This is a genomic window from Nocardioides sp. S5, from assembly GCF_017310035.1.
Lineage (GTDB): Bacteria > Actinomycetota > Actinomycetes > Propionibacteriales > Nocardioidaceae > Nocardioides.
In genome coordinates this window covers 1632450-1650956 of record NZ_CP022296.1, presented here as the reverse complement: position 1 = coordinate 1650956, position 18507 = coordinate 1632450, and the positions used below count along the sequence as shown (strand labels likewise).

The window sequence follows — 18507 nt, the reverse complement described above, 5'->3', positions numbered from 1 at the left end:
GGTGGCATGAGCGACCAGAGCCAGACCCCGACCGACCCCGCCGCCTCCACCGAGAGCCCGAACGCCAGCAGCGGCACCAGCCCCGCCGACTCCGACCACGAGGGCGGGACCGCCTCCCCCGACGACGCGACGCTGGGCGGGATCTCCGACGACCAGCTGCCCGAGGACCTCCAGCCGGGCGAGGACAACCCGCTCGCCGAGCCGCTGGACCCGGACGCGGAGGGGACCAAGAGCCGCGAGGAGCTGGAGATGGACGCCACCCAGGACACGGACAGCGGCGACGGAGCAGACGGCGCCGGGATCGCCGGGGGCTGACCGGGACGGGATCAGCGGGTGAGCGCCAGCAGCGCGATGAACCCTGCGAAGCCCCCGACGAAGAACGCCACGATGCCGACGGCGACCAGGAGCTCGGCCGACGGGAGCAGCCTGTTGACGCCGACCCGGTCGTCGTCGGCGTACTCCTCGTAGTGGTTGGAGGAGTCGCTCCACAGCAGCCACGCGGCCGAGCGCTCGAGGCGGCTCATCTGCTCGGGCTCGGCTCCGCCGCGGTCGAGCTCCTCGGACACGAACCCGCTCCTTCCGCCGAACGAGCGCGCGATGTCGCTCTGCTGCGTCAGCCGCGAGCGCCGACCCATGCGCGCACCTCGCTCACTGCGTGCTCGCCAGCCATGCGATGAAGCCCGCGAAGCTGCCCACCACCAGGACGACGATGCCCACCGAGATGCCCAGGTCGACGGCCAGCGAGAGCCGCACCGGGCGGAAGACGCCGTCCTCCTCGTAGTCGAGGCCGATCCACCGCCGGAGCCGCTGCCCGGTCCTCGACCGTGCCGTCGCGTTCGTCGTCGCGCGTGCTGCCACGGCGTGCCACCCCCGTTTTCCGCCCATGAGGCGCCTAACGTATCCCGGTGACCCAGGATCGATACGGAAGCGACGTCCTCTCCGGCGACTGGCGTGTCCCGGCCAAGGGCCGGGCGGTCGAGACCCCGACCGAGCTCGGCATGGTCGTCGAGGAGGTCACCACCGACTGGTGCGGGGAGGTGGTCGCGGTCGACCGCGACATCGACACGCTGACGCTGGAGGACCGGCGCGGCAAGCGGCGTACGTTCCCGCTCGGCCCCGGCTTCCTGCTCGAGGGCAGGCCGGTGATCCTCACGCGTCCCGTCCGCGGCGGCGCTCCCGCCGCCCCGACACGGACTGCGTCCGGATCCGTCGCGGTCCACGGCGCCAAGGCCCGGGTCGCGCGCGCCAGCCGTATCTTCGTCGAGGGGCGCCACGACGCCGAGCTCGTCGAGAAGGTGTGGGGCGACGACCTCCGCATCGAGGGCGTCGTGGTGGAGTACCTCGGCGGCGTCGACGACCTGGCCGACCACCTGCGTGACTTCAGGCCGGGCCCGCAGCGACGGGTGGGCGTGCTCGTGGACCACCTCGTCCCGGGCTCGAAGGAGGCCCGGATCGCGCAGGGCATCGCGAAGTCGCCCGTCGGCAAGCACGTCCTCGTCGTCGGCCACCCGTTCATCGACGTCTGGCAGGCGGTCAAGCCCGAGCGTCTCGGCATCCCGCGCTGGCCCGACGTGCCCCGGGGCATCGACTGGAAGACCGGCACGTGCCAGCAGCTCGGCTGGCCGCACCGCAACCAGGCCGACATCGCGCGGGCGTGGAAGCACATCCTGGGCCGCGTGACGTCGTACGCCGACCTCGAGCCCGCGCTGCTCGGGCGGGTCGAGGAGCTCATCGACTTCACGACCCAGCCCTGAGCGGAGCGAGGTTCCATATCGAAGCTGGAGCCTCACCCCCGACGCTTCGGGGTGGAAGCTCCAGGTTCCCCGGGTACCCGGGGAACGCAACCGATGGCGAGACTTCCGAGGGAGGGACCGGCGAGAGGGGTTCAGTCGACGAGGTCGCGGACCACGGCGTCGGCGAGGAGCCGACCGCGCGGGGTGAGCACGAGCCGCTCGGTGGCGAGCTCGACGAGGCCGTCGGCGACGAGGCGGGCGACCTGGGCGCGCCCGGCGGCCTCGAGGGCCGTCACCGGCAGGCCGTCCACCAGGCGGATCTCGAGCAGCACCCGCTCGACGCGCTGGTCGCGGTAGCCGAGCACCTCGCGCGCGAGTGCCGGTGAGACACCGCGCGCCAGCCGGTCGGCGTACGCCGTGGGGTGCTTGACGTTCCACCAGCGGGTGCCGCCGACGTGGGAGTGCGCACCGGGGCCGACGCCCCACCAGTGCCCGCCGGTCCAGTAGAGCATGTTGTGCCGGCAGCGGTGCTGGGGCGACGTGGCCCAGTTGGACACCTCGTACCATCCGAGCCCGGCGGCGCCGAAGCGCTCGTCGGCGAGCTGGTACTTGTCGGCGAGGTCGTCCTCGTCAGGCATCGGCAGCTCTCCGCGCTTGACCTGCCTGGCCAGCGCGGTGCCGTCCTCGACGATGAGCGAGTAGGCCGAGACGTGGTCCGGCTCGCACGCCAGGGCCGCCTCGACGGACGTCTCCCAGTCCCCGAGCGACTCCCCCGGCGTGCCGTAGATCAGGTCGAGGCTGATGTCGTCGAAGCCCGCCCGCCGCGCCCACTCGACGGCCGCCGGCACCCGCATCGGGTCGTGCGTGCGGTCGAGGGTCCGCAGGACGTGGTCGACGGCGGACTGCATGCCGAAGCTGACGCGGTTGAAGCCCGCCGTCCGCAGCTCCTCGAGGTCCCAGGCGGCGACGCTGTCGGGGTTGGCCTCGGTGGTGATCTCCACACCGTCGGCCAGCCCGAACTCCGCGGCCGCGCTCGCCACGATCGCGCCGAGGTCGGCGGGCTTCAGCAGCGTCGGCGTACCACCGCCGAAGAAGATCGTCTCGATCTTGACGTCGCGGTGACCCAGCACCTGGCGGGCGAACCTGATCTCGCGGATCGCCGCCTCGGCGTACGACGAGCGGCTGGCGCCGACCTCGTCGCCGAGCTCGTGGGCGGTGTAGGTGTTGAAGTCGCAGTAGCCGCAGCGCACGCTGCAGAACGGGACGTGGACGTAGAGGCCGAAGGGCTTGCTGCCGAACTCGGCCCACGCCTCGTCGGGCAGCAGGCCGTCCTCGGGGGCGACGTCGCCGTCGGGCTGCGCGGGGGGCACGCCGGTATCCAACCACGCCGCAGACGCCGAACGGGTGCCAGTGGTCTCCCACCGGCACCCGTTCGCGGACGACGTGTCAGGCGTACATCTCGTCGATCAGCGCCTGGTGGTTGCCCTGGACGACGTTGCGCTTGACCTTCATCGAGGGGGTGAGCTCGCCCGACTCGACCGTGAGGTCGTGGTCGAGGAGCTTCCACTTCTTGATGGTCTCCCAGCGGTTGAGGTGGCTGTTGAGCTCGTCGACGTAGCCGGCGACCATCGCGTGGACGGCCTCCGACTGGACGATCTCGGTGTAGGACGCACCGCTCATGCCGTTGGCCTCGGCCCAGCCCGCCATCGCGTCGGGGTCGAGGGTCACGAGCGCGACGCAGTAGTTGCGGTCCTCGCCGAACACCATGAACTGGCTGGCGTAGGGGCACACGGCCTTGAACTTCGACTCGATCGCCGGCGGGGCGATGTACTTGCCGCCGGAGGTCTTGAACAGCTCCTTGATCCGGCCGGTGATGACCAGGTGGCCGTCCGCGTCGAGGGCGCCCTTGTCACCGGTGTGCAGCCAGCCGTCGCTGGTGAGCGTGCGGGCGGTCTCCTCGGGGAGGTTGTGGTAGCCGTCCATGACGCCGGGGCCCTTGATCATGACCTCGTCGTTGTCGCCGAGCTTCACCTCGCTGCCGGGGAACACCGGGCCGACGGTGCCGAACTTGTTGCGGTCGGGGTGGTTCACGAACGACCCGGCCGAGGTCTCGGTGAGGCCGTAGCCCTCGAGGATGGTGATGCCGGCCGCGCCGAACCACTCGGCGATGTCGCGGTTGAGCGCCGCTGCGCCGGAGATGAAGAAGCGGACGCGTCCACCGAAGCGGTCGCGGACCTTGCTGAAGACGAGCTTGTCGAACAGGCCGTGCTTGACCTTGAGCCCGATCGGGACCGACTTGCCCTCGCGCTTGAGGCGCTCGACCTCGAGGCCGGTGGCGAAGGCGGCCTTGAAGAGCTTCTCCTTCGCCCCGCCCTCGGCGGCCTGCATGGTGACGATGCGGCCATGGGCCTTCTCGAAGATGCGCGGCGCGGCACCCATGAACGTCGGCTTCACGACGCCCAGGTTGTCGACGATCTTGTCGACGCGGCCGTCGATCGCGGCGGCGAAGCCGCACGCCATCTGCGTCGACATCAGCACCTTGCCGAAGGAGTGCGCCATCGGCAGCCAGCGGAACTCGAGGTCCGTCTCGGAGAGGATGCCCTGCGCGCGGATGGCCTCGCCCTCGTAGACCCACGACGAGTGGCGCAGGCGCACGCCCTTGGGCCGACCGGTCGTGCCGGAGGTGTAGATCAGGGTCGCGAGCTGGTCGGGAGCGATCGCCGCGGACGTCGTACGCACGATGTCGGGCTGCTCGGCCAGCTTCTGGGCGCCCATCGCGGCGAGGTCGTCGAGCGAGATCACCCAGTCCCCGTCGGCCTTGCCCTCGAAGGTGACGACCTTGCTGACGTGGGGCAGCTCGGCACGGTGCGCGACCAGCTTGGCGAGCTGCTCGTCGTCCTCGGCGAAGACGACACGGCTCTCGGAGTCGCCGAGGATGTAGACGGTGTCCTCGGCGTTGGTGGTCGGGTAGACCGTGGTGGTCGCACCGGCGGCGCACATGATGGCCAGGTCGGCGAGGATCCACTCGTAGCGGGTGCCGGAGGCGATGCCGACGCGCTGCTCGGGCTGGACACCCAGCGCGATCAGGCCCGCGGCGAGAGCCTCGACCTTGTCTCCTGCCTGCTTCCAGGTGACCGACTCCCACGCCTCGCCGCGCGGGAAACGGAAGGCCTCCGCGTCGGGGGTCGCGGTGACGCGGTCGAAGAACTGGACGGCCACGTTGGGCGGCATCGTGTCGAGGAAGGTCGTGTCGATCGTGGTCGGCATCTGTTACCTACTCATTCGTCTTTGCGTGACGCGGCAGCGTCACGCAGCGGGGCGTGCTGGGCTGACTTGGCTGTAACCTAGATCACTGGGTTTACCGAGCGGTAGCAAACACCCGCATTTGTCCGGACCTTGGCCACCGATGGCGACTTCCGCCCCCGCCGGCAGGTCCGGAGGGTCAGTCCTGGACAGCCTTGGTGACCGCGATGCACCGGGTGATCCACTCCTGCTCCTCGCCACTGAGCCGGCGCTCGGCACGTCGGGCGTCCTGCACCGTCCAGCCCGCGTTGAGCACCATCCGCACCACCACCCAGTCCCGGGCGCGGTCCTCGTCGAGGCCGCCGGCGTCGACCACCGCGTGGAAGCGCCGTCGCAGGCCGTCGCGCACCGAGCCGACAGCGCCGGGTCCGCTCAGCTCCTCCATCCGGTTCCAGAGCAGGGGCGCCGGCTCGTAGTGCGGGTCACCTGCCATCGGCTTGGGGTCGATGGCCGCCCACTCCCCCGTCGCGTCGGCGATCACGTTGGAGTAGTGGAGGTCGCCGTGCACGACGACCGGAGCCGGAGCGTCCGCCAGCAGCGCCGGCCCGAGGGCCAGCGCCTGCTCGACGTAGCGCCGCGGGACCGGCGCGTCGCGCCCGAGCCCGTCGAGGTCGCGCAGCCACCGCTCGACGTACGACTCCAGGCGCGCCAGCTGCGGCATCGCAGGGATGTGGAGCCGGCCGTAGAGGTCGCCGACCACCTCGCACGCCTCGACGTCCCAGGTGTCCGCGAGGTCGGGGCCGGGCAGCCACGCCAGCAGCAGGGCGCGCCGCCGCGGGTCGGCGCGCAGGAGGCGTACGGCGCCTCGTCCACCCCAGTGCTGCAGCGCCAGCGCCTCGTGGCGCGACTCGTCGTCGCCGTCGAAGGTGATCTTGAGGGCGGCCGCGGTGCCGTCGGCGTCGGTGACCGGGAGGACCAGCGAGCAGTAGCCGTGCAGCGGAGCGGCGCTCGGGGTGAGCCGCCACTCCGCCACGAGCTCCTCGGCCGAGCGTGGCAGGCGGTCCAGCCAGCGCGCCCAGTCCTCCCCCAGCTCCCGCTGGGACAGCAGTCCTGCGGGAACGGGGAGAGGCATGCGGCGAGCCTAGGCAGGTGCCCTGCTACTTCACCCGCTGGATCTCGCCGGTGGTGAGCTTGGCGCGGTACTGGGCGAGCTCCTTCCTGAGGACCCGGGCCAGGATGTAGAGGCCGATGACGTTGGGCACCGACATCAAGAAGATGGCGGCGTCGGAGAAGCCCAGCACCGCGTCCAGCGCGGTGACGGAGCCCAGGACGGTGAAGATGCAGAAGACCACCTTGTAGACGTTCTCGGCGGTCTGGTTGTCCCCGAAGAGGTAGCCGGTGGCCTTCATGCCGTAGTAGGACCACGAGATCATCGTCGAGAACGCGAAGAGGATGACCGCGACGGCGAGCACGTTGGGGAACCACGGCACGACGGTCTCGAAGGCCGAGGACGTCAGGGCGACACCCTCCGCCCCTTCGCCGTCCTCCCACACCCCGCTGATGACGATCATCAGCGCGGTCATCGTGCAGATCACGATGGTGTCGATGAACGGCTCGAGCAGCGCCACGTGGCCCTCGGTCGAGGGCTCGTTGGTCTTGACCGCCGAGTGGGCGATCGAGGCGGAGCCGATGCCGGCCTCGTTGGAGAAGGCCGCGCGCTGGAATCCGACGATGAGCACGCCGACGACACCGCCGGTGATGCCCTCGGGGCTGAAGGCGCCCGAGACGATGTCGCCGAAGGCACCGGGGACCTTCTCGAGGTTCGCGAGGATCACGACCAGGCACGCCAGCAGGTAGAGGGCAGCCATGAAGGGCACGATCTTCTCCGTCACCCGGGCGATCGACTTGATGCCGCCGAGGATGACCATGCCCACCGCGAGGGCGAACGCGATGCCGATCGCCCACGTGAGGCCGGTGTTGCCCTCGTTGCCGGTGACGGCGAGGATCTGGGCCGTCGCCTGGTTGGCCTGGAACATGTTGCCGCCGCCGAGCGAGCCGAGGATGCAGAAGACGGCGAAGGCGGCGGCCAGCACCCTGCCGAGACCCTTGAGCCCGAGCTCGGCGAGACCGTCGCGCAGGTAGTACATCGGACCGCCCGAGACGGTGCCGTCCGCGTGCTCCTTGCGGTACTTCACGCCCAGGGTGCACTCGGCGAGCTTGGTGCTCATGCCGAGGAAGCCCGCGAGGATCATCCAGAAGGTCGCGCCGGGGCCGCCGAGGGTGATGGCCACGGCCACACCGGCGATGTTGCCCAGCCCGACCGTGCCGGAGACGGCCGTGGCGAGCGCCTGGAAGTGCGAGACCTCGCCGGCGTCCTCCGGTCTGGAGTAGCGGCCGCGCACCAGGTTGATCGCATGGGCGAACCCGCGGACGTTGAGGAAGCCGAGGTAGACGGTGAAGAAGACCGCCGCCACGATCAGCCACACGACGATCGGCAGGATGTCGACCCCGCCGATGTTGACGGGGTAGAAGACGATCTCGGTGATCTTGTTGAGGATCCGGTCGAAGAAGGGTTCGTCCTCCATCACGGCACCACCGTCACGGGGATGGTGCTCTCGTGCACGAGGTGGCCGGGGATCGAGCCGAACAGGGCGCGCTTCACGCGGCTGTCGCCGGTGCGGCCGACCACGATCGCCGTCGCGGAGAAATCACCGGCGAGCTCGACAAGGGTGTCGACGGGGTCACCGTGGCGCACCACCGGCGTCACCTCGCACGCGCGACCCGACGCGACCTCGACGGCCGGTTCGATGATCTGGGTGGTGGCGGCGCGCAGCTCCTGCTGCTTGCGCTCGCCGCGCTCCTCGTTCTCGGTGGGGGTGTTGAAGGAGTAGGGGGACCAGGGGATGACGTGGGCCACGACGAGGCCCACCCCCTGCGACTCGGCGAGGCTCAGGGCGAAATCGACGGCGCGCCTGCTCGGCTCGCTCCCGTCGATTCCCACGATCACGGATGCGCTCATGCGGTCACTCTTTCTGCCGGCGGGGGTCAGGGGCGGCGTGCGGTGATCGGGGCAGGCTAGTACGTCGGGCGTGATCCGGGCCACAGTCGATGTGCGATCGTGGGCGGGTGAGCGAGCGACAGCAGCCCTGGTCCGACGACACCGCCGCGCACGGCCGGATCCTGGTCCTGAGCGACAACCCCATCTCCCGCGCGATCGTCTCGATCGCGACCGCCGTGGGGCGCGAGGTGCATGTCGAGCCTGCCGACGACGGCGGTCCCGGACTGCACCCGCAGCCAGGTGACGCCGTGGTCCTCTGCGACCACGACGCCCCCGACGCACCTGGCGTGCTGCGAGCCGCGCTGGCCTCGCCGGCGGCGTACGTCGCGATGATGGCGAGCCGGCACCGCGCCGTGTCCCTCCTCGACGAGCTGGTGGAGGAGGGCGTCGACGTGGGCGCGCTGCACGTCCCGGCGGGGCACGACCTCGGCGGCAGGGCCCCGGGCGAGATCGCGCTGTCGGTGGTGGCGGAGATCGTGGCCGACGGCTACGGCCGTCCCGGCGGACCGATGCGCGACTGAGCGTGGCCGGCACGTGGGAGGAGCTGGCCTCCGCGACCCTCGCGCGCCAGTTCCCCGGACCCGGCGCGGCTCCCGGCGTCGCGGAGCAGCTGGCCCGGATCGGCCCCGTCCAGTCGCAGACCGCCCGCTCCCCCTTCCTCGCGCTCGCCGCCCGGTTCCCGGGCACCAGCCGCACCGAGGTCACCGAGGCCTACGAGTCCGGTGCCGTCGTGCGCGGGAGCACCATCCGCGGCACCGTGCACACGACCACCCCGGAGGCGTACGCCGTCCTCGGGGCGGCCACCCGCGTCGGCCAGCGCACCTCGTGGCAACGGATGCTGGGGCTGGGGCACGCCACGGTCGAGGACCTGTGGCGGTCCACCGAGGACTTCGCGTCCACGTGGCGCAGCCCCGATGAGCTGCGCGACCACCTGCACCGGTGGCTCCTGGAGCACGAGGGGCGCGACGAGGTCACCGGCCGTCAGGGCGGCCGCTACCTCGCCTTCGGCCACGGCGGTCTCGTGCGCCGTCCGCTGAACGGCGACTGGTCCGGCCAGGGCGCGCCGGAGTACCGCACCCTCCCCGGCGGCACGGACGCGTCGGTCGGCGACGTGGTCGAGCTCCACCTGTGCAGCCACGGCCCCGCCTCGCGCCACGACCTCGCGTGGTGGTCGGGGATGGGGCTGCGGGTGGTCGACGAGCTCGTCGCCGACCTCGACGCCCGGGTGGGCCTGGGCCGGGTCGAGGGTCCGGACGGTCGCACCTACCTCGACCTCCCCGCCCCGCCCCTGCCGCGCGCGCTGGACGGCGTACGGCTGCTGCCGGAGTTCGACGCGCTGATGTGCGCCTACGAGCCGGCGGGACGAGAGCGGTTCGCCGAGCCCGCACACCTCAGGCGCTTGTGGAGCGGCGCCAACGGTCTGGTGCTGCCGCCCCTGCTCGTCGACGGCCGGATCACCGGCTGGTGGCGAGCGACCGGATCGGCGAGGCGGCGCCCGCTGGAGGTGGTGTGGTTCGCCGGGACCCGGCGGCCCCGGAAGGGCGAGCTCGACGAGCCGGTGGCCGCGCTCGAGACGGCGCTCGGCATCACGGTCACGGACGTCTCGCTCACCCGCGAGGCGGTGTGACGGCACCGGGCTGGTCGCGCAGGAACTCCCCGGGCGTCATCCCGGTCACCGTCCGGAAGTCGTGGGTGAAGTGAGCCTGGTCGGTGTAGCCGAGGGTGGCAGCCATGTCGGCCAGGCCGGTCGTGCCCGCCTTCAGCGCCTCGACCGCGTCGTGCAGCCGTCGGCGCTGGGCCAGCCACTTGGGGCTCAGCCCGAGTCGCTGCTCGACCAGCCGCTGGAGGCTCCGCTCGGTCAGCCCGACCTCGCGTGCCATGTCCGACACCCGCGTCGCGTCCGGGTGGTCGCGCAACCAGGTGACCAGCTCGTTGACCAGCAGGCCCTGCTCATCGACCGGCAGGTGCGTCGCCAACCACTGCTCGGTCACCTCTATCGCGTCGGCGTGTGCGTCGGCATCGTCCGGGTCGGGCGCCATCGCAGCCCTGACCCGGCCGACGAGGTCGGCGTGGTCCGACGACAGCACGGTGTCGAGGTCGACCCAGCGGTCGGTCACGGTGGCGACCGATCGACCCAGCAGGAGGCGCCCCGCTCCAGGGGTGAGCATGGTGCCGACCGCCCAGCCGTCACCCTCGAGCGTGACGCTGGAGCGTCCTCGTGCGACGCCGTAGAAGCGGGCATAGGTGTTGCTGACGACGACGAGGCACACGGGGTGCTGGAGGGTGCTCTGGGTGGACGGCTCGGCCAGCGACCAGACCGGGATCCAGAAACGGTCCACCAGGTCCGTGAGGTGGCTGCTCGGGGCGTAGCGATGGATGGGCGGCGAGGGGCGGCTCAGTCCCGTGAGGTGGGCGCGGTCGACGGGATCGACCCTCCGAGCCCCACGCGTGTTCGGCATGTGTCGGATTATCACAAGAGGCACCGACACCACCGCTGCGAACGTGGGCCCATGACCGACACCGCACTGCACTTCATCCAGCGAGCCGACGCCTTCGCCACCATCGTCGACCGGGCCCGGCCCGCGTGGGACGCACCCACCCCGTGCGAGGGGTGGACCGTGCGCGACGTCGTCGACCACGTCATCGACACCGAGCGTGACTTCCTCGAGCGACAGGACCTCGGGCCCGGCCCTTCTCCCGACCGGAGCGACCCGGCCACCGCGTGGCGCGGGCACGCCGCGGCCGTCGCCGACGTCCTCGGCCGTGACGGCGTCGCCGAGCTGGAGTACGACGGCTACTTCGGCCGCACGACGATCGCCGCGACCATGGCGGACTTCTACGGCTGGGACCTGGTCGTCCATGGCTCCGACATCGCCCGGGCCACCGGCCAGGAGTGGTCGGTCAGCGACGAGGAAGCGGCACGGCTACACGCCACCGCAGACGGCTGGGGTGACGCTCTCCACTCCCAGGGCATCTGCGCCGAGGCCGTCGAGGTGACCGACGACGCCTCTGCGTCCGACCGCCTGCTGGCCCGGCTGGGCCGGGACCCGGGCTGGCGTCCCTAGCCCAGGAGCGCGTCGCGGATCTCGGCCGCCACCATCGCCATCGTCGTGCGCGCGCGGACCGGGTCCTCGGTGAGGAAGTAGTGGTCGACACGGGGCGTGATGTCGTGGACCACGCGCACCCCCGAGGCGCGGAGCCGGTGGGCGTAGGCGTCGCCCTCCTCGCGGAGGACGTCGTGCTCAGCGGTGAGCACGACAGCCGGCGACAGCCCGGTCAGGTCCCGGGCCAGCAGCGGCGAGGCGTACGGCTCGCGCCGCGTCGCGGGGTCGGGGAGGTAGACGCGGCGCACCAGCCGGCGCAGCTCCGGCGAGATCATCCCGGGTTCGCCGTCGCGCGGCTCCGCGGACAGGTCGAGGGCGGGGATGCCCAGCACCTGGAGCGTCGGGGTGAAGGAGCCTGCGTCACGTGCCTGCAGGGCCACCGAGGCGGCCAGGCCGCCACCGGAGCTGAAGCCGCCGACGGAGACCGGCGTGCCGTCGGCGGCCAGTGCTGCGGCGACGTCGTGGGCCTGGTGCTGGGCGACGGGGTAGGCCACCCGGGGCGCGACCTCGAAGTCGACGTTGGCCACCACGACCCCAGCGACCGCGGCGACGTAGCGGCACCACCAGTCGTCCATCGCCTGGTAGCGCATGAGGAAGGCCCCGCCGTGCAGGTGCACGTGGACCGGGAGCGGACCGGGTGCCGGGCGATAGAGGTGCACCGGCACCTTGCCGTGCCGGGTCTGGATGCGGACCCGCTGCGGTGCGGGCAGGTCGCGGCCGGCGAACCTCAGGTCTTCGCCGTACGACACCGTCCACCGCGCCGTGGCGCGCATCATCTCGACCCTGAGCCGATCACCGAGTCTCATCACGGCACCTTCGGAGCCGCGGACGCTGCCGGATGGGTCGGAGCCGGAGGGGTCAGGGGCGCTGGAGCGTGACGACCGCGACCGTGCATCGGCCCCGGACCTCGCCGGGTCCGACGACGACGTCCGGGGACTCCGTCCCCTTGATCACGTGGGCCACTTGGTCTCCCGCCAGCGGCAGGACCGAGGACCGGCCCAGCTCCAGCACGGTGACGAACGAGTCGACCGAGTCGTCGACGACCACGTCGAGCACGCGCACCGGTCCCTCGGGGACCGACGCCACGACCACCGCACCGCCGACCGCCGCACCGCCGACCACCGCAGGCCCGGGCACCGCGAAGGGGCGCTGCGGCTCGAGCACGTGCGTCGCGCCCTCGACCTCGATGCCGAGGACGGGACCGTCCACCACCGTCAGCAGGCGACGTACGCCCGGGCGCGACGGCAGCGGCCCGTCGGCACCCACGTCGACGAGGCAGATCAGCCACGACCCGTCGTCGGCGCGGGCCAGCTCACGCACGGCCACTACTTCTTGCCGGTCTTCTCCGTCGGCTGCGTGGTGGACAGCGCGGCGATGAAAGCCTCCGGCGGGACCTCGACGGTGCCGATGTTCTTCATCCGCTTCTTGCCGGCCTTCTGCTTCTCGAGCAGCTTGCGCTTGCGGCTGATGTCACCGCCGTAGCACTTGGCGAGCACGTCCTTGCGGATCGCGCGGATGTTCTCGCGGGCGATCACGCGCGCGCCGATGGCGGCCTGGATCGGCACCTCGAACTGCTGGCGCGGGATGAGGTCCTTGAGCTTGCCGGCCATCATCACGCCGTAGCTGTAGGCCGCGTCCTTGTGGATGATCGCGGAGAAGGCGTCGACCGGCTCGCCCTGGAGCAGGATGTCGACCTTGACCAGGTCGGCGGCCTGCTCGCCGGAGCGCTCGTAGTCGAGGGAGGCGTAGCCCTTGGTGCGCGACTTGAGCTGGTCGAAGAAGTCGAAGACGATCTCGCCCATCGGCAGCGTGTAGCGCATCTCGACGCGGTCCTCGGAGAGGTAGTCCATCCCCTGCAGGTTGCCGCGCTTGGTCTGGCAGAGCTCCATGATCGTGCCGATGTAGTCGCTCGGGCTGAGGATCGTCGCCTTGACCACGGGCTCGCGGACCTCGGAGATCTTGCCCTCCGGGTACTCGCTCGGGTTGGTCACCGTGACGTCGGTGCCGTCCTCCATCACCACCTCGTAGACCACGTTGGGCGCGGTGGAGATGAGGTCGAGGTCGAACTCGCGCTCGAGGCGGTCGCGGGTGATCTCCATGTGGAGCAGGCCGAGGAAGCCGATGCGGAAGCCGAAGCCCAGGGCGCCGGAGGTCTCGGGCTCGAAGGTCAGGGCCGCATCGTTGAGCTGCAGCCGCTCCAGCGCGTCGCGCAGCGTCGGGTAGTCGTCGCCGTCGATCGGGTAGAGCCCGGAGTAGACCATCGGGTTCGGGTGCTTGTAGCCGCCGAGCGCCTCGGTGGCCCCGTGGTGCTGGCTGGTGACCGTGTCGCCGACGCGCGACTGGCGTACGTCCTTCACCCCGGTGATGAGGTAGCCCACCTCGCCGACACCGAGGTCGGCGGCCTTGACGGGCTCGGGGCTGATCACGCCGACCTCGAGCATCTCGTGCACGGCGCTGGTCGACATCATCTTGATGCGGTCGCGGTGGGTGAGCTTGCCGTCGACCACGCGGACGTAGGTGACCACGCCGCGGTAGGTGTCGTAGACGGAGTCGAAGATCAGCGCGCGCGGCGGGGCGTCGGCGTCGCCGACGGGGTGTGGCGTCTGCTTGACGATCTCGTTGAGGAGGCCTGCCACGCCGACACCGGTCTTGGCGCTGACGCGCAGCACGTCCTCGGGCTCGCAGCCGACGAGGCCGGCCAGCTCGGCGGCGTACTTGTCGACCATCGCGCCGGGCAGGTCGATCTTGTTGAGCACCGGGATGATGTGGAGGTCGGCGCCCATCGCGAGGTAGAGGTTGGCCAGCGTCTGGGCCTCGATGCCCTGCGCGGCGTCGACGAGCAGCACCGCGGCCTCGCACGCCTCGAGCGAGCGGCTCACCTCGTAGGTGAAGTCGACGTGGCCGGGGGTGTCGATCATGTTGAGGACGTAGGTGCCGGGCTCGGCGCCCTCGTCGTTGTCGGCCGGAACCGTCCACGGCATCCGCACGGCCTGCGACTTGATCGTGATGCCGCGCTCGCGCTCGATGTCCATGCGGTCGAGGTACTGCGCGCGCGCCGCCCGCTCGTCCACCACGCCGGTGAGCTGCAGCATGCGGTCGGCCAGCGTCGACTTGCCGTGGTCGATGTGCGCGATGATGCAGAAGTTGCGGATGATCGACGGGTCGGTCGAGCCAGGCTTGGGCGCGTTCTTGAGGCTCACGGACTGCTTTCAGGGGTACGACGGCGGGGTCGGGTCATTCTTCCACGCGGGCGTGGGGGCGCCGAACCGACGAGCGTCGCACGCGCCCGACCTCGATCCCCCACGCGACGAGCAGGGCTGCCAGCACCACGGCGGCGACCACCCCGGCCGCCATGGCGAGCACGAAGAGGATGACGGGCTCGGCCCACAGGTTGAAGATGCCCAGGATCGCGCCCACCGCCGTCAGCACCGGCAACGCCGGCACTGCGACGGCGAGCACCAGCCAGGACGCGGGCACCACCTGGGCGAGGGCCAGGGTGCGGCCGGCCGCCACCGGCAGGAGGACCAGCACGGGGAGGATCCCGAGGCCACCGGTGAGGAGCCCCAGAGGGATGCCGACAACGAGCGCGACGAGACCGAGGCCCCACTGCCGGCGCAACCCGGCGACGGTCGCCGCGGTGTCCCCCCCATGCCCGGACGCTAGCGTGCCGGGGTGACCTCTCGGACCGGATCGGCGCACCTGCCCCTGGTGCCCGCCGCCGCGTTCGTGCTCGTGTGGTCCTCGGGCTACATCTCCGGTCCGGCGGCGGTCGACGCCGCCGCACCCTTCACGGTGCTGGGCTGGCGCTTCGTGCTCGCGGCGGTCCTGGCCGCAGCCCTGTCCCTGGCGCTGCGCCGGCCGACCCGGATGGACCGCGCCACCCTCGCCCGCGTCGCGGCGGTCGGGCTGGTGATGAACGCGGTGCAGTTCGGCCTGATGTACGTCGCCTTCGACCTCGGCCTCGGCGCCACTCTCGCCTCGCTCTTCCACGCCCTCAGCCCGGTCCTCACCGCGCTGCTCGCCGCCGGGCTGCTCGGGGAGCGCGTGTCGCCCCTGCAGGTCGTCGGCTTCGTCGTCGGGGTGCTGGGCGTGCTGCTGGTGCTCGGCGGGGACCTCAGCCACGCGGGCGGCGCGGCCGCGGTGCTGATCGGCTGCCTGAGCATGCTCACCCTCAGCCTCGGCACCCTCGGCCAGCGCTGGATCGGGGCCCAGCCCGACCTGCTGTGGTCGGCCGCCGTCCAGTTCGCGGTGTCCGCTCCCCCGATGCTGGTGCTGGGATGGACCACCGAGGGCGCGTGGCCGGTCACCGACGCCCGCCAGGCCCTCGTGGCGGTGGTCTTCCTGGCCGTCGTCAACTCGATCATCGGCCTGGTGCTGCTGTCGCTGCTGGTGCTGCGCGGGGGCTCGGGCGCTGCCGCCAGCCTGTTCTTCCTCAGCCCGCCGGTCACCGCAGTGCTCGCCTGGCTGGTCCTCGACGAGACCCTCTCGGTCCTCCAGCTCGTGGGCCTGGTCGTCGCGGTCGTCGGCGTGGCCGTCGCGACCCGCGCCCGGGCAGCCCCGGTGCCTCAGGGCGTCGGGTCGGAGACGAGCAGCGGACCGCGGTAGGGCCGGAGCGCGCCATGAGGTGCCGCCCAGGGACTGAGTCAGAGCCGCCAGCGGAACGGCTCGCGGTTCTCTGCCGTCATCGAGTCACTGACGGGTGAGCCGCTGGTGAGGTCCATCGTCCTGGCGGTCCACCTCAGCACCTTGGCCCCCTTCCTGACCTGGTCGAGCTCGACCACGGCGCGATAGGTCCTGGCATCGACCCGGGTGACCGGCAGGGCGCTGCAGTCGTAGGGATCGGTGACCTCGGGTCCCCTGGAGTGACTGCAGACCTCGCCACGCAACCCGCCGTCCTCCCGGACGACCTCGACGACGCGCCAGACCCGGGTGTTCTTGATGAACTGGACCGACATGCCGCCCGGCTTCTCCAGGCTGCCCTGCTGGACGGGAGAGTGCAGCCCGAAGGTGACCCGGATGCGCTTCTTGCGGTTCAGCGTCGCGAGCTGCACGGCGGCCAGATCGATGCCGCCGCCCAGGCTCCCGAGGAAGACGTCGTCCTTCGGGTCCTTCTTCGTCGTGCTCGACGAGTGCGCCGGCACGGTGGCGCCCAGGCCGGCAGCGAGCGCAAGGGCGATGGCGGCGGCCAGCAGCCCGGTCGTCCTGGACGCGGCCATGGCCTTGTTCCCCTCGGTTCGGTCGGACACGACTTCCAGGACATTCTCCGCCCGGCGGGCCGTGCCTCCCGGTGCGCCCCCCATCGTCAGGCAGTGGGCACCCAGTAGCGCCGCTTGTCCCCGCGGACGTCCTCCAGCTCGCCGCCGGCCGCCTCGATCACCCGGATGGAGCCGACGTTGTCGTCGTCGCAGGTCACCAGGGACGGGTCGATGCCCAGCTCGAGCGCCCACGGCAGCGCCGCGCGGAGCATGGCGGTGGCGTGGCCCTCCCGCCGGCGCGTGGGCCGTACGTCGTAGCCGATGTGGCCGCCGACCTCGAGCAGGAAGTCGGTGAGCCGGTGGCGGATCGCGAGCCGGCCGAGGTAGTGCTCGCCGTCGACCCACCACAGGGTCGTGCACGGCACGTGCCACTCCGGACGGGGGGTCTCCTCCAGCGCGTCGGCCCGGACCGCCTCGACGAAGGCAGCGAAGGTCTGCGGGTCGTGCCAGCCCGGAGCGTTGTGGTCGATCCAGGCCGCCGTCTGGCTGAGCTCGACGCCCTCGGCGACGAACTCGTCCATCGCCTCCAGGAAGGACGTGCGGACGGAGGTGGTGGGCAGGACGAGCGCGGGCATGGGCGCCATCCTTCCCCGACGCCCGCGTCCACCGCACCCCGGTTCTTCAGAAGACCACGCGGGTCGCCCGCAGCCGGTCGGCCACGGACGGATCTCCATCGGTCGCGAGCACACACTCGTCCGAGCGTCCCGACAGGAGGCGCATGAGGGCGACGGCGTCCTCGGTCACGACGGCGACCGGCTCGCCCGTCCCGACGCACCACCGGCCCCCTCCGCGGCCGGTGAGGTCGAGGACCAGCGCCGGCCCCGTCCACTCCAGGTCCAGGTCGCGCACCACCTGCGCCACGACCTCCGGCTCCGCGGACGAGACGGGCATGTCGACCCCGGTGGCCCGGTGCAGGTCGACCCGGTGCAACCAGGTGTCGCGGAGGTAGATGACGTCGAGGAGGTAGGCCATCCGCGATCCCGGCCGCAGCCCGGCGAACGCCGGCATGCGCGTACGCCGCAGGAGCGCCGGCTGCCGTCGCCGCCCGTCCGGGGCCCCGGCTGCCCAGCGCCGCAGGTCCGCGGCGAGGTCCGGGTCCGGCAGACCCGCGCGGTCGGCGATCTGGGCCTGGCACAGCAGGTCGACGAGCACCCCGTCGCCGCGGCACATGCCGCGCAGCGCGGCCACCTGGTGCCGGAGCAGCACCGGCAGGCGGCAGGCCTCCTCGGCGGCGCCCGCGACGTGGGCGACCATGTCGCGCACCCGCCAGGCCGTGCAGTCCGTGGGACGGTCCCAGTCGGGTTCGGAGAAGGCGTCGACCATCGCCAGCAGGGTGGCGTACTCCGCGGCGGCGAGGTCGCGGGCGGTGTCGCGGTCGGTCTGGGGCAGCGCGGCTGCACGAGGTGTGGTGGTGGTGGTCATGGTGCGCTCCGGTCGGATGAGTAGTGCTCGACGTACATGCGGACGAGGGCCGCGCGGTGGCGCGACGTGCGGCCCTGCGCCATGGCGACGCCGGGCTCGTTGGAGAGCTGCTGGGAGATGACTCCCGCGGTGAGGGCGGCCCAGACCTGGACCAGCTCCTCCACGTCGACGGCGACGTCGAGGAGACCCAGCCGCTGGCCGCCCGCGAGGGCGTTCGCCGCCTGGCCGAGGGCGGCCTCGGCGGGGGCGAAGGCCTCAGGAGACGGTCGCCATCCCGCCACCGGGCGCCAGAACATCAGCTGGGCCTCAGCGGGGTGGCTGAGCGCCCAGCCGACCGAGACGTCCATCGCCTCGGCGAGCAACGTGTGGAGGTCGGTGCCCTCCACCGGGACCAGGTGGGCGGTCGCCGCGCCGAAGTCGGCCCAGCCGCGCCGGAACAGCTCGTCACAGAGGTCCGCACGACTCGTGAAGTAGCCGTACAGCGAGGGCGTGCGCATGCCGACCCGCCTGGCCACCTCCCCCAGCGTCAGCCCGGCCGCGCCCTCCTCGGTGATCACGGCCCGCGCCGCGGTGATGATCGCGTCCGTCGTGCGAGCCCGCCGCTGGGCCACCTGTCCCATGCCGGTGAAGCATTCTCCTAACACCGTTAGGCGTCAATCGCGGTCTGGACCGATATCCCCTCGTCCCCCACG

Annotated in this window: 22 protein-coding genes; 6 read left to right on the top strand and 16 right to left on the bottom strand. The window is 71.8% G+C overall.

Annotation, left to right across the window (positions count from 1 at the left end; genetic code table 11):
- The first annotated feature begins 6 nt into the window (after positions 1–6).
- Positions 7–315, top strand: a complete 309-nt coding sequence (locus tag CFI00_RS08245; RefSeq protein WP_207084713.1) for a hypothetical protein — start codon at positions 7–9, stop codon at positions 313–315.
- A gap of 11 nt (positions 316–326) precedes the next feature.
- Here the strand turns inward: CFI00_RS08245 and CFI00_RS08240 are convergent, their stop codons facing one another.
- Both CFI00_RS08240 and CFI00_RS08235 read right to left on the bottom strand, forming a co-directional pair.
- Complete coding sequence (locus CFI00_RS08240; protein ID WP_207084712.1) at positions 327–635, bottom strand: hypothetical protein; 309 nt, start codon at positions 633–635, stop codon at positions 327–329.
- Positions 636–648: 13 nt separating this feature from the next.
- Positions 649–858 (bottom strand): hypothetical protein, encoded by a 210-nt coding sequence (locus tag CFI00_RS08235; protein ID WP_207084711.1) that lies wholly within the window; start codon positions 856–858, stop codon positions 649–651.
- Between the two features lie 47 nt (positions 859–905).
- On the opposite strand from CFI00_RS08235, the gene CFI00_RS08230 reads away from it, so the two are divergent.
- Complete coding sequence (locus tag CFI00_RS08230) at positions 906–1754, top strand: DUF3097 domain-containing protein (RefSeq protein ID WP_207084710.1); 849 nt, start codon at positions 906–908, stop codon at positions 1752–1754.
- A gap of 131 nt (positions 1755–1885) precedes the next feature.
- On the opposite strand, the gene hemW is transcribed toward CFI00_RS08230, so the two are convergent.
- The 5 genes from hemW to CFI00_RS08205 form a co-directional block, all read right to left on the bottom strand.
- Positions 1886–3103, bottom strand: coding sequence for a radical SAM family heme chaperone HemW (hemW, locus tag CFI00_RS08225; RefSeq protein WP_207084709.1), 1218 nt, complete (start codon positions 3101–3103; stop codon positions 1886–1888).
- 76 nt (positions 3104–3179) lie between these two features.
- Positions 3180–5000: a long-chain fatty acid--CoA ligase gene (locus tag CFI00_RS08220; protein WP_207084708.1), complete on the bottom strand. Its 1821-nt coding sequence runs from the start codon at positions 4998–5000 to the stop codon at positions 3180–3182.
- A gap of 175 nt (positions 5001–5175) precedes the next feature.
- Positions 5176–6108 (bottom strand): aminoglycoside phosphotransferase family protein, encoded by a 933-nt coding sequence (locus CFI00_RS08215; RefSeq protein ID WP_207084707.1) that lies wholly within the window; start codon positions 6106–6108, stop codon positions 5176–5178.
- Between the two features lie 25 nt (positions 6109–6133).
- Positions 6134–7561, bottom strand: coding sequence for an alanine/glycine:cation symporter family protein (locus tag CFI00_RS08210; RefSeq protein WP_207085426.1), 1428 nt, complete (start codon positions 7559–7561; stop codon positions 6134–6136).
- Positions 7561–7995 (bottom strand): universal stress protein, encoded by a 435-nt coding sequence (locus CFI00_RS08205; RefSeq protein WP_207084706.1) that lies wholly within the window; start codon positions 7993–7995, stop codon positions 7561–7563. The genes CFI00_RS08210 and CFI00_RS08205 overlap by 1 nt, the downstream gene beginning before the upstream one ends.
- A 107-nt stretch (positions 7996–8102) precedes the next feature.
- On the opposite strand from CFI00_RS08205, the gene CFI00_RS08200 reads away from it, so the two are divergent.
- Together CFI00_RS08200 and CFI00_RS08195 are read left to right on the top strand one after the other, a co-directional pair.
- Complete coding sequence (locus CFI00_RS08200; RefSeq protein ID WP_207084705.1) at positions 8103–8555, top strand: XdhC family protein; 453 nt, start codon at positions 8103–8105, stop codon at positions 8553–8555.
- Positions 8556–8557: 2 nt separating this feature from the next.
- Positions 8558–9661: a crosslink repair DNA glycosylase YcaQ family protein gene (locus tag CFI00_RS08195; RefSeq protein ID WP_207084704.1), complete on the top strand. Its 1104-nt coding sequence runs from the start codon at positions 8558–8560 to the stop codon at positions 9659–9661.
- Here CFI00_RS08195 and CFI00_RS08190 read toward each other — a convergent pair.
- Positions 9642–10493, bottom strand: coding sequence for an AraC family transcriptional regulator (locus CFI00_RS08190; RefSeq protein WP_207084703.1), 852 nt, complete (start codon positions 10491–10493; stop codon positions 9642–9644). The two genes, CFI00_RS08195 and CFI00_RS08190, sit on opposite strands and share 20 nt — an antisense overlap.
- A gap of 51 nt (positions 10494–10544) precedes the next feature.
- Between CFI00_RS08190 and CFI00_RS08185 the strand changes: the two genes are divergently transcribed.
- A complete protein-coding gene (locus tag CFI00_RS08185; protein ID WP_207084702.1) occupies positions 10545–11099 on the top strand; it encodes a TIGR03086 family metal-binding protein in 555 nt (184 codons plus the stop codon).
- Here the strand turns inward: CFI00_RS08185 and CFI00_RS08180 are convergent.
- Genes CFI00_RS08180 through CFI00_RS08165 form a run of 4 tightly spaced genes read right to left on the bottom strand, consistent with a single transcriptional unit; the run spans position 11096 to position 14756 of the window.
- A complete protein-coding gene (locus CFI00_RS08180) occupies positions 11096–11944 on the bottom strand; it encodes an alpha/beta hydrolase (protein ID WP_207084701.1) in 849 nt (282 codons plus the stop codon). The genes CFI00_RS08185 and CFI00_RS08180 overlap by 4 nt on opposite strands.
- Before the next feature lie 52 nt (positions 11945–11996).
- Positions 11997–12458, bottom strand: coding sequence for a HutD family protein (locus tag CFI00_RS08175; protein WP_207084700.1), 462 nt, complete (start codon positions 12456–12458; stop codon positions 11997–11999).
- A 5-nt stretch (positions 12459–12463) separates the two neighbouring features.
- Positions 12464–14338, bottom strand: coding sequence for a translation elongation factor 4 (lepA, locus tag CFI00_RS08170; protein WP_207084699.1), 1875 nt, complete (start codon positions 14336–14338; stop codon positions 12464–12466).
- 34 nt (positions 14339–14372) lie between these two features.
- Positions 14373–14756 (bottom strand): hypothetical protein, encoded by a 384-nt coding sequence (locus CFI00_RS08165; RefSeq protein ID WP_207084698.1) that lies wholly within the window; start codon positions 14754–14756, stop codon positions 14373–14375.
- A 54-nt stretch (positions 14757–14810) separates the two neighbouring features.
- Here CFI00_RS08165 and CFI00_RS08160 point away from each other — a divergent pair, with 54 nt between their 5' ends.
- Positions 14811–15743 (top strand): EamA family transporter, encoded by a 933-nt coding sequence (locus CFI00_RS08160; protein ID WP_207084697.1) that lies wholly within the window; start codon positions 14811–14813, stop codon positions 15741–15743.
- Between the two features lie 38 nt (positions 15744–15781).
- Here the strand turns inward: CFI00_RS08160 and CFI00_RS08155 are convergent, their stop codons facing one another.
- Genes CFI00_RS08155 through CFI00_RS08140 form a run of 4 tightly spaced genes read right to left on the bottom strand, consistent with a single transcriptional unit; the run spans position 15782 to position 18435 of the window.
- On the bottom strand, positions 15782–16384 hold the full coding sequence (locus CFI00_RS08155; RefSeq protein WP_207084696.1) for a hypothetical protein: 603 nt from the start codon (positions 16382–16384) through the stop codon (positions 15782–15784).
- 56 nt (positions 16385–16440) lie between these two features.
- On the bottom strand, positions 16441–16968 hold the full coding sequence (locus CFI00_RS08150; RefSeq protein ID WP_207084695.1) for a GNAT family N-acetyltransferase: 528 nt from the start codon (positions 16966–16968) through the stop codon (positions 16441–16443).
- 46 nt (positions 16969–17014) lie between these two features.
- Complete coding sequence (locus CFI00_RS08145) at positions 17015–17815, bottom strand: maleylpyruvate isomerase family mycothiol-dependent enzyme (protein ID WP_207084694.1); 801 nt, start codon at positions 17813–17815, stop codon at positions 17015–17017.
- On the bottom strand, positions 17812–18435 hold the full coding sequence (locus CFI00_RS08140; RefSeq protein ID WP_207084693.1) for a TetR/AcrR family transcriptional regulator: 624 nt from the start codon (positions 18433–18435) through the stop codon (positions 17812–17814). The genes CFI00_RS08145 and CFI00_RS08140 overlap by 4 nt, the downstream gene beginning before the upstream one ends.
- Positions 18436–18507: the final 72 nt, after the last annotated feature.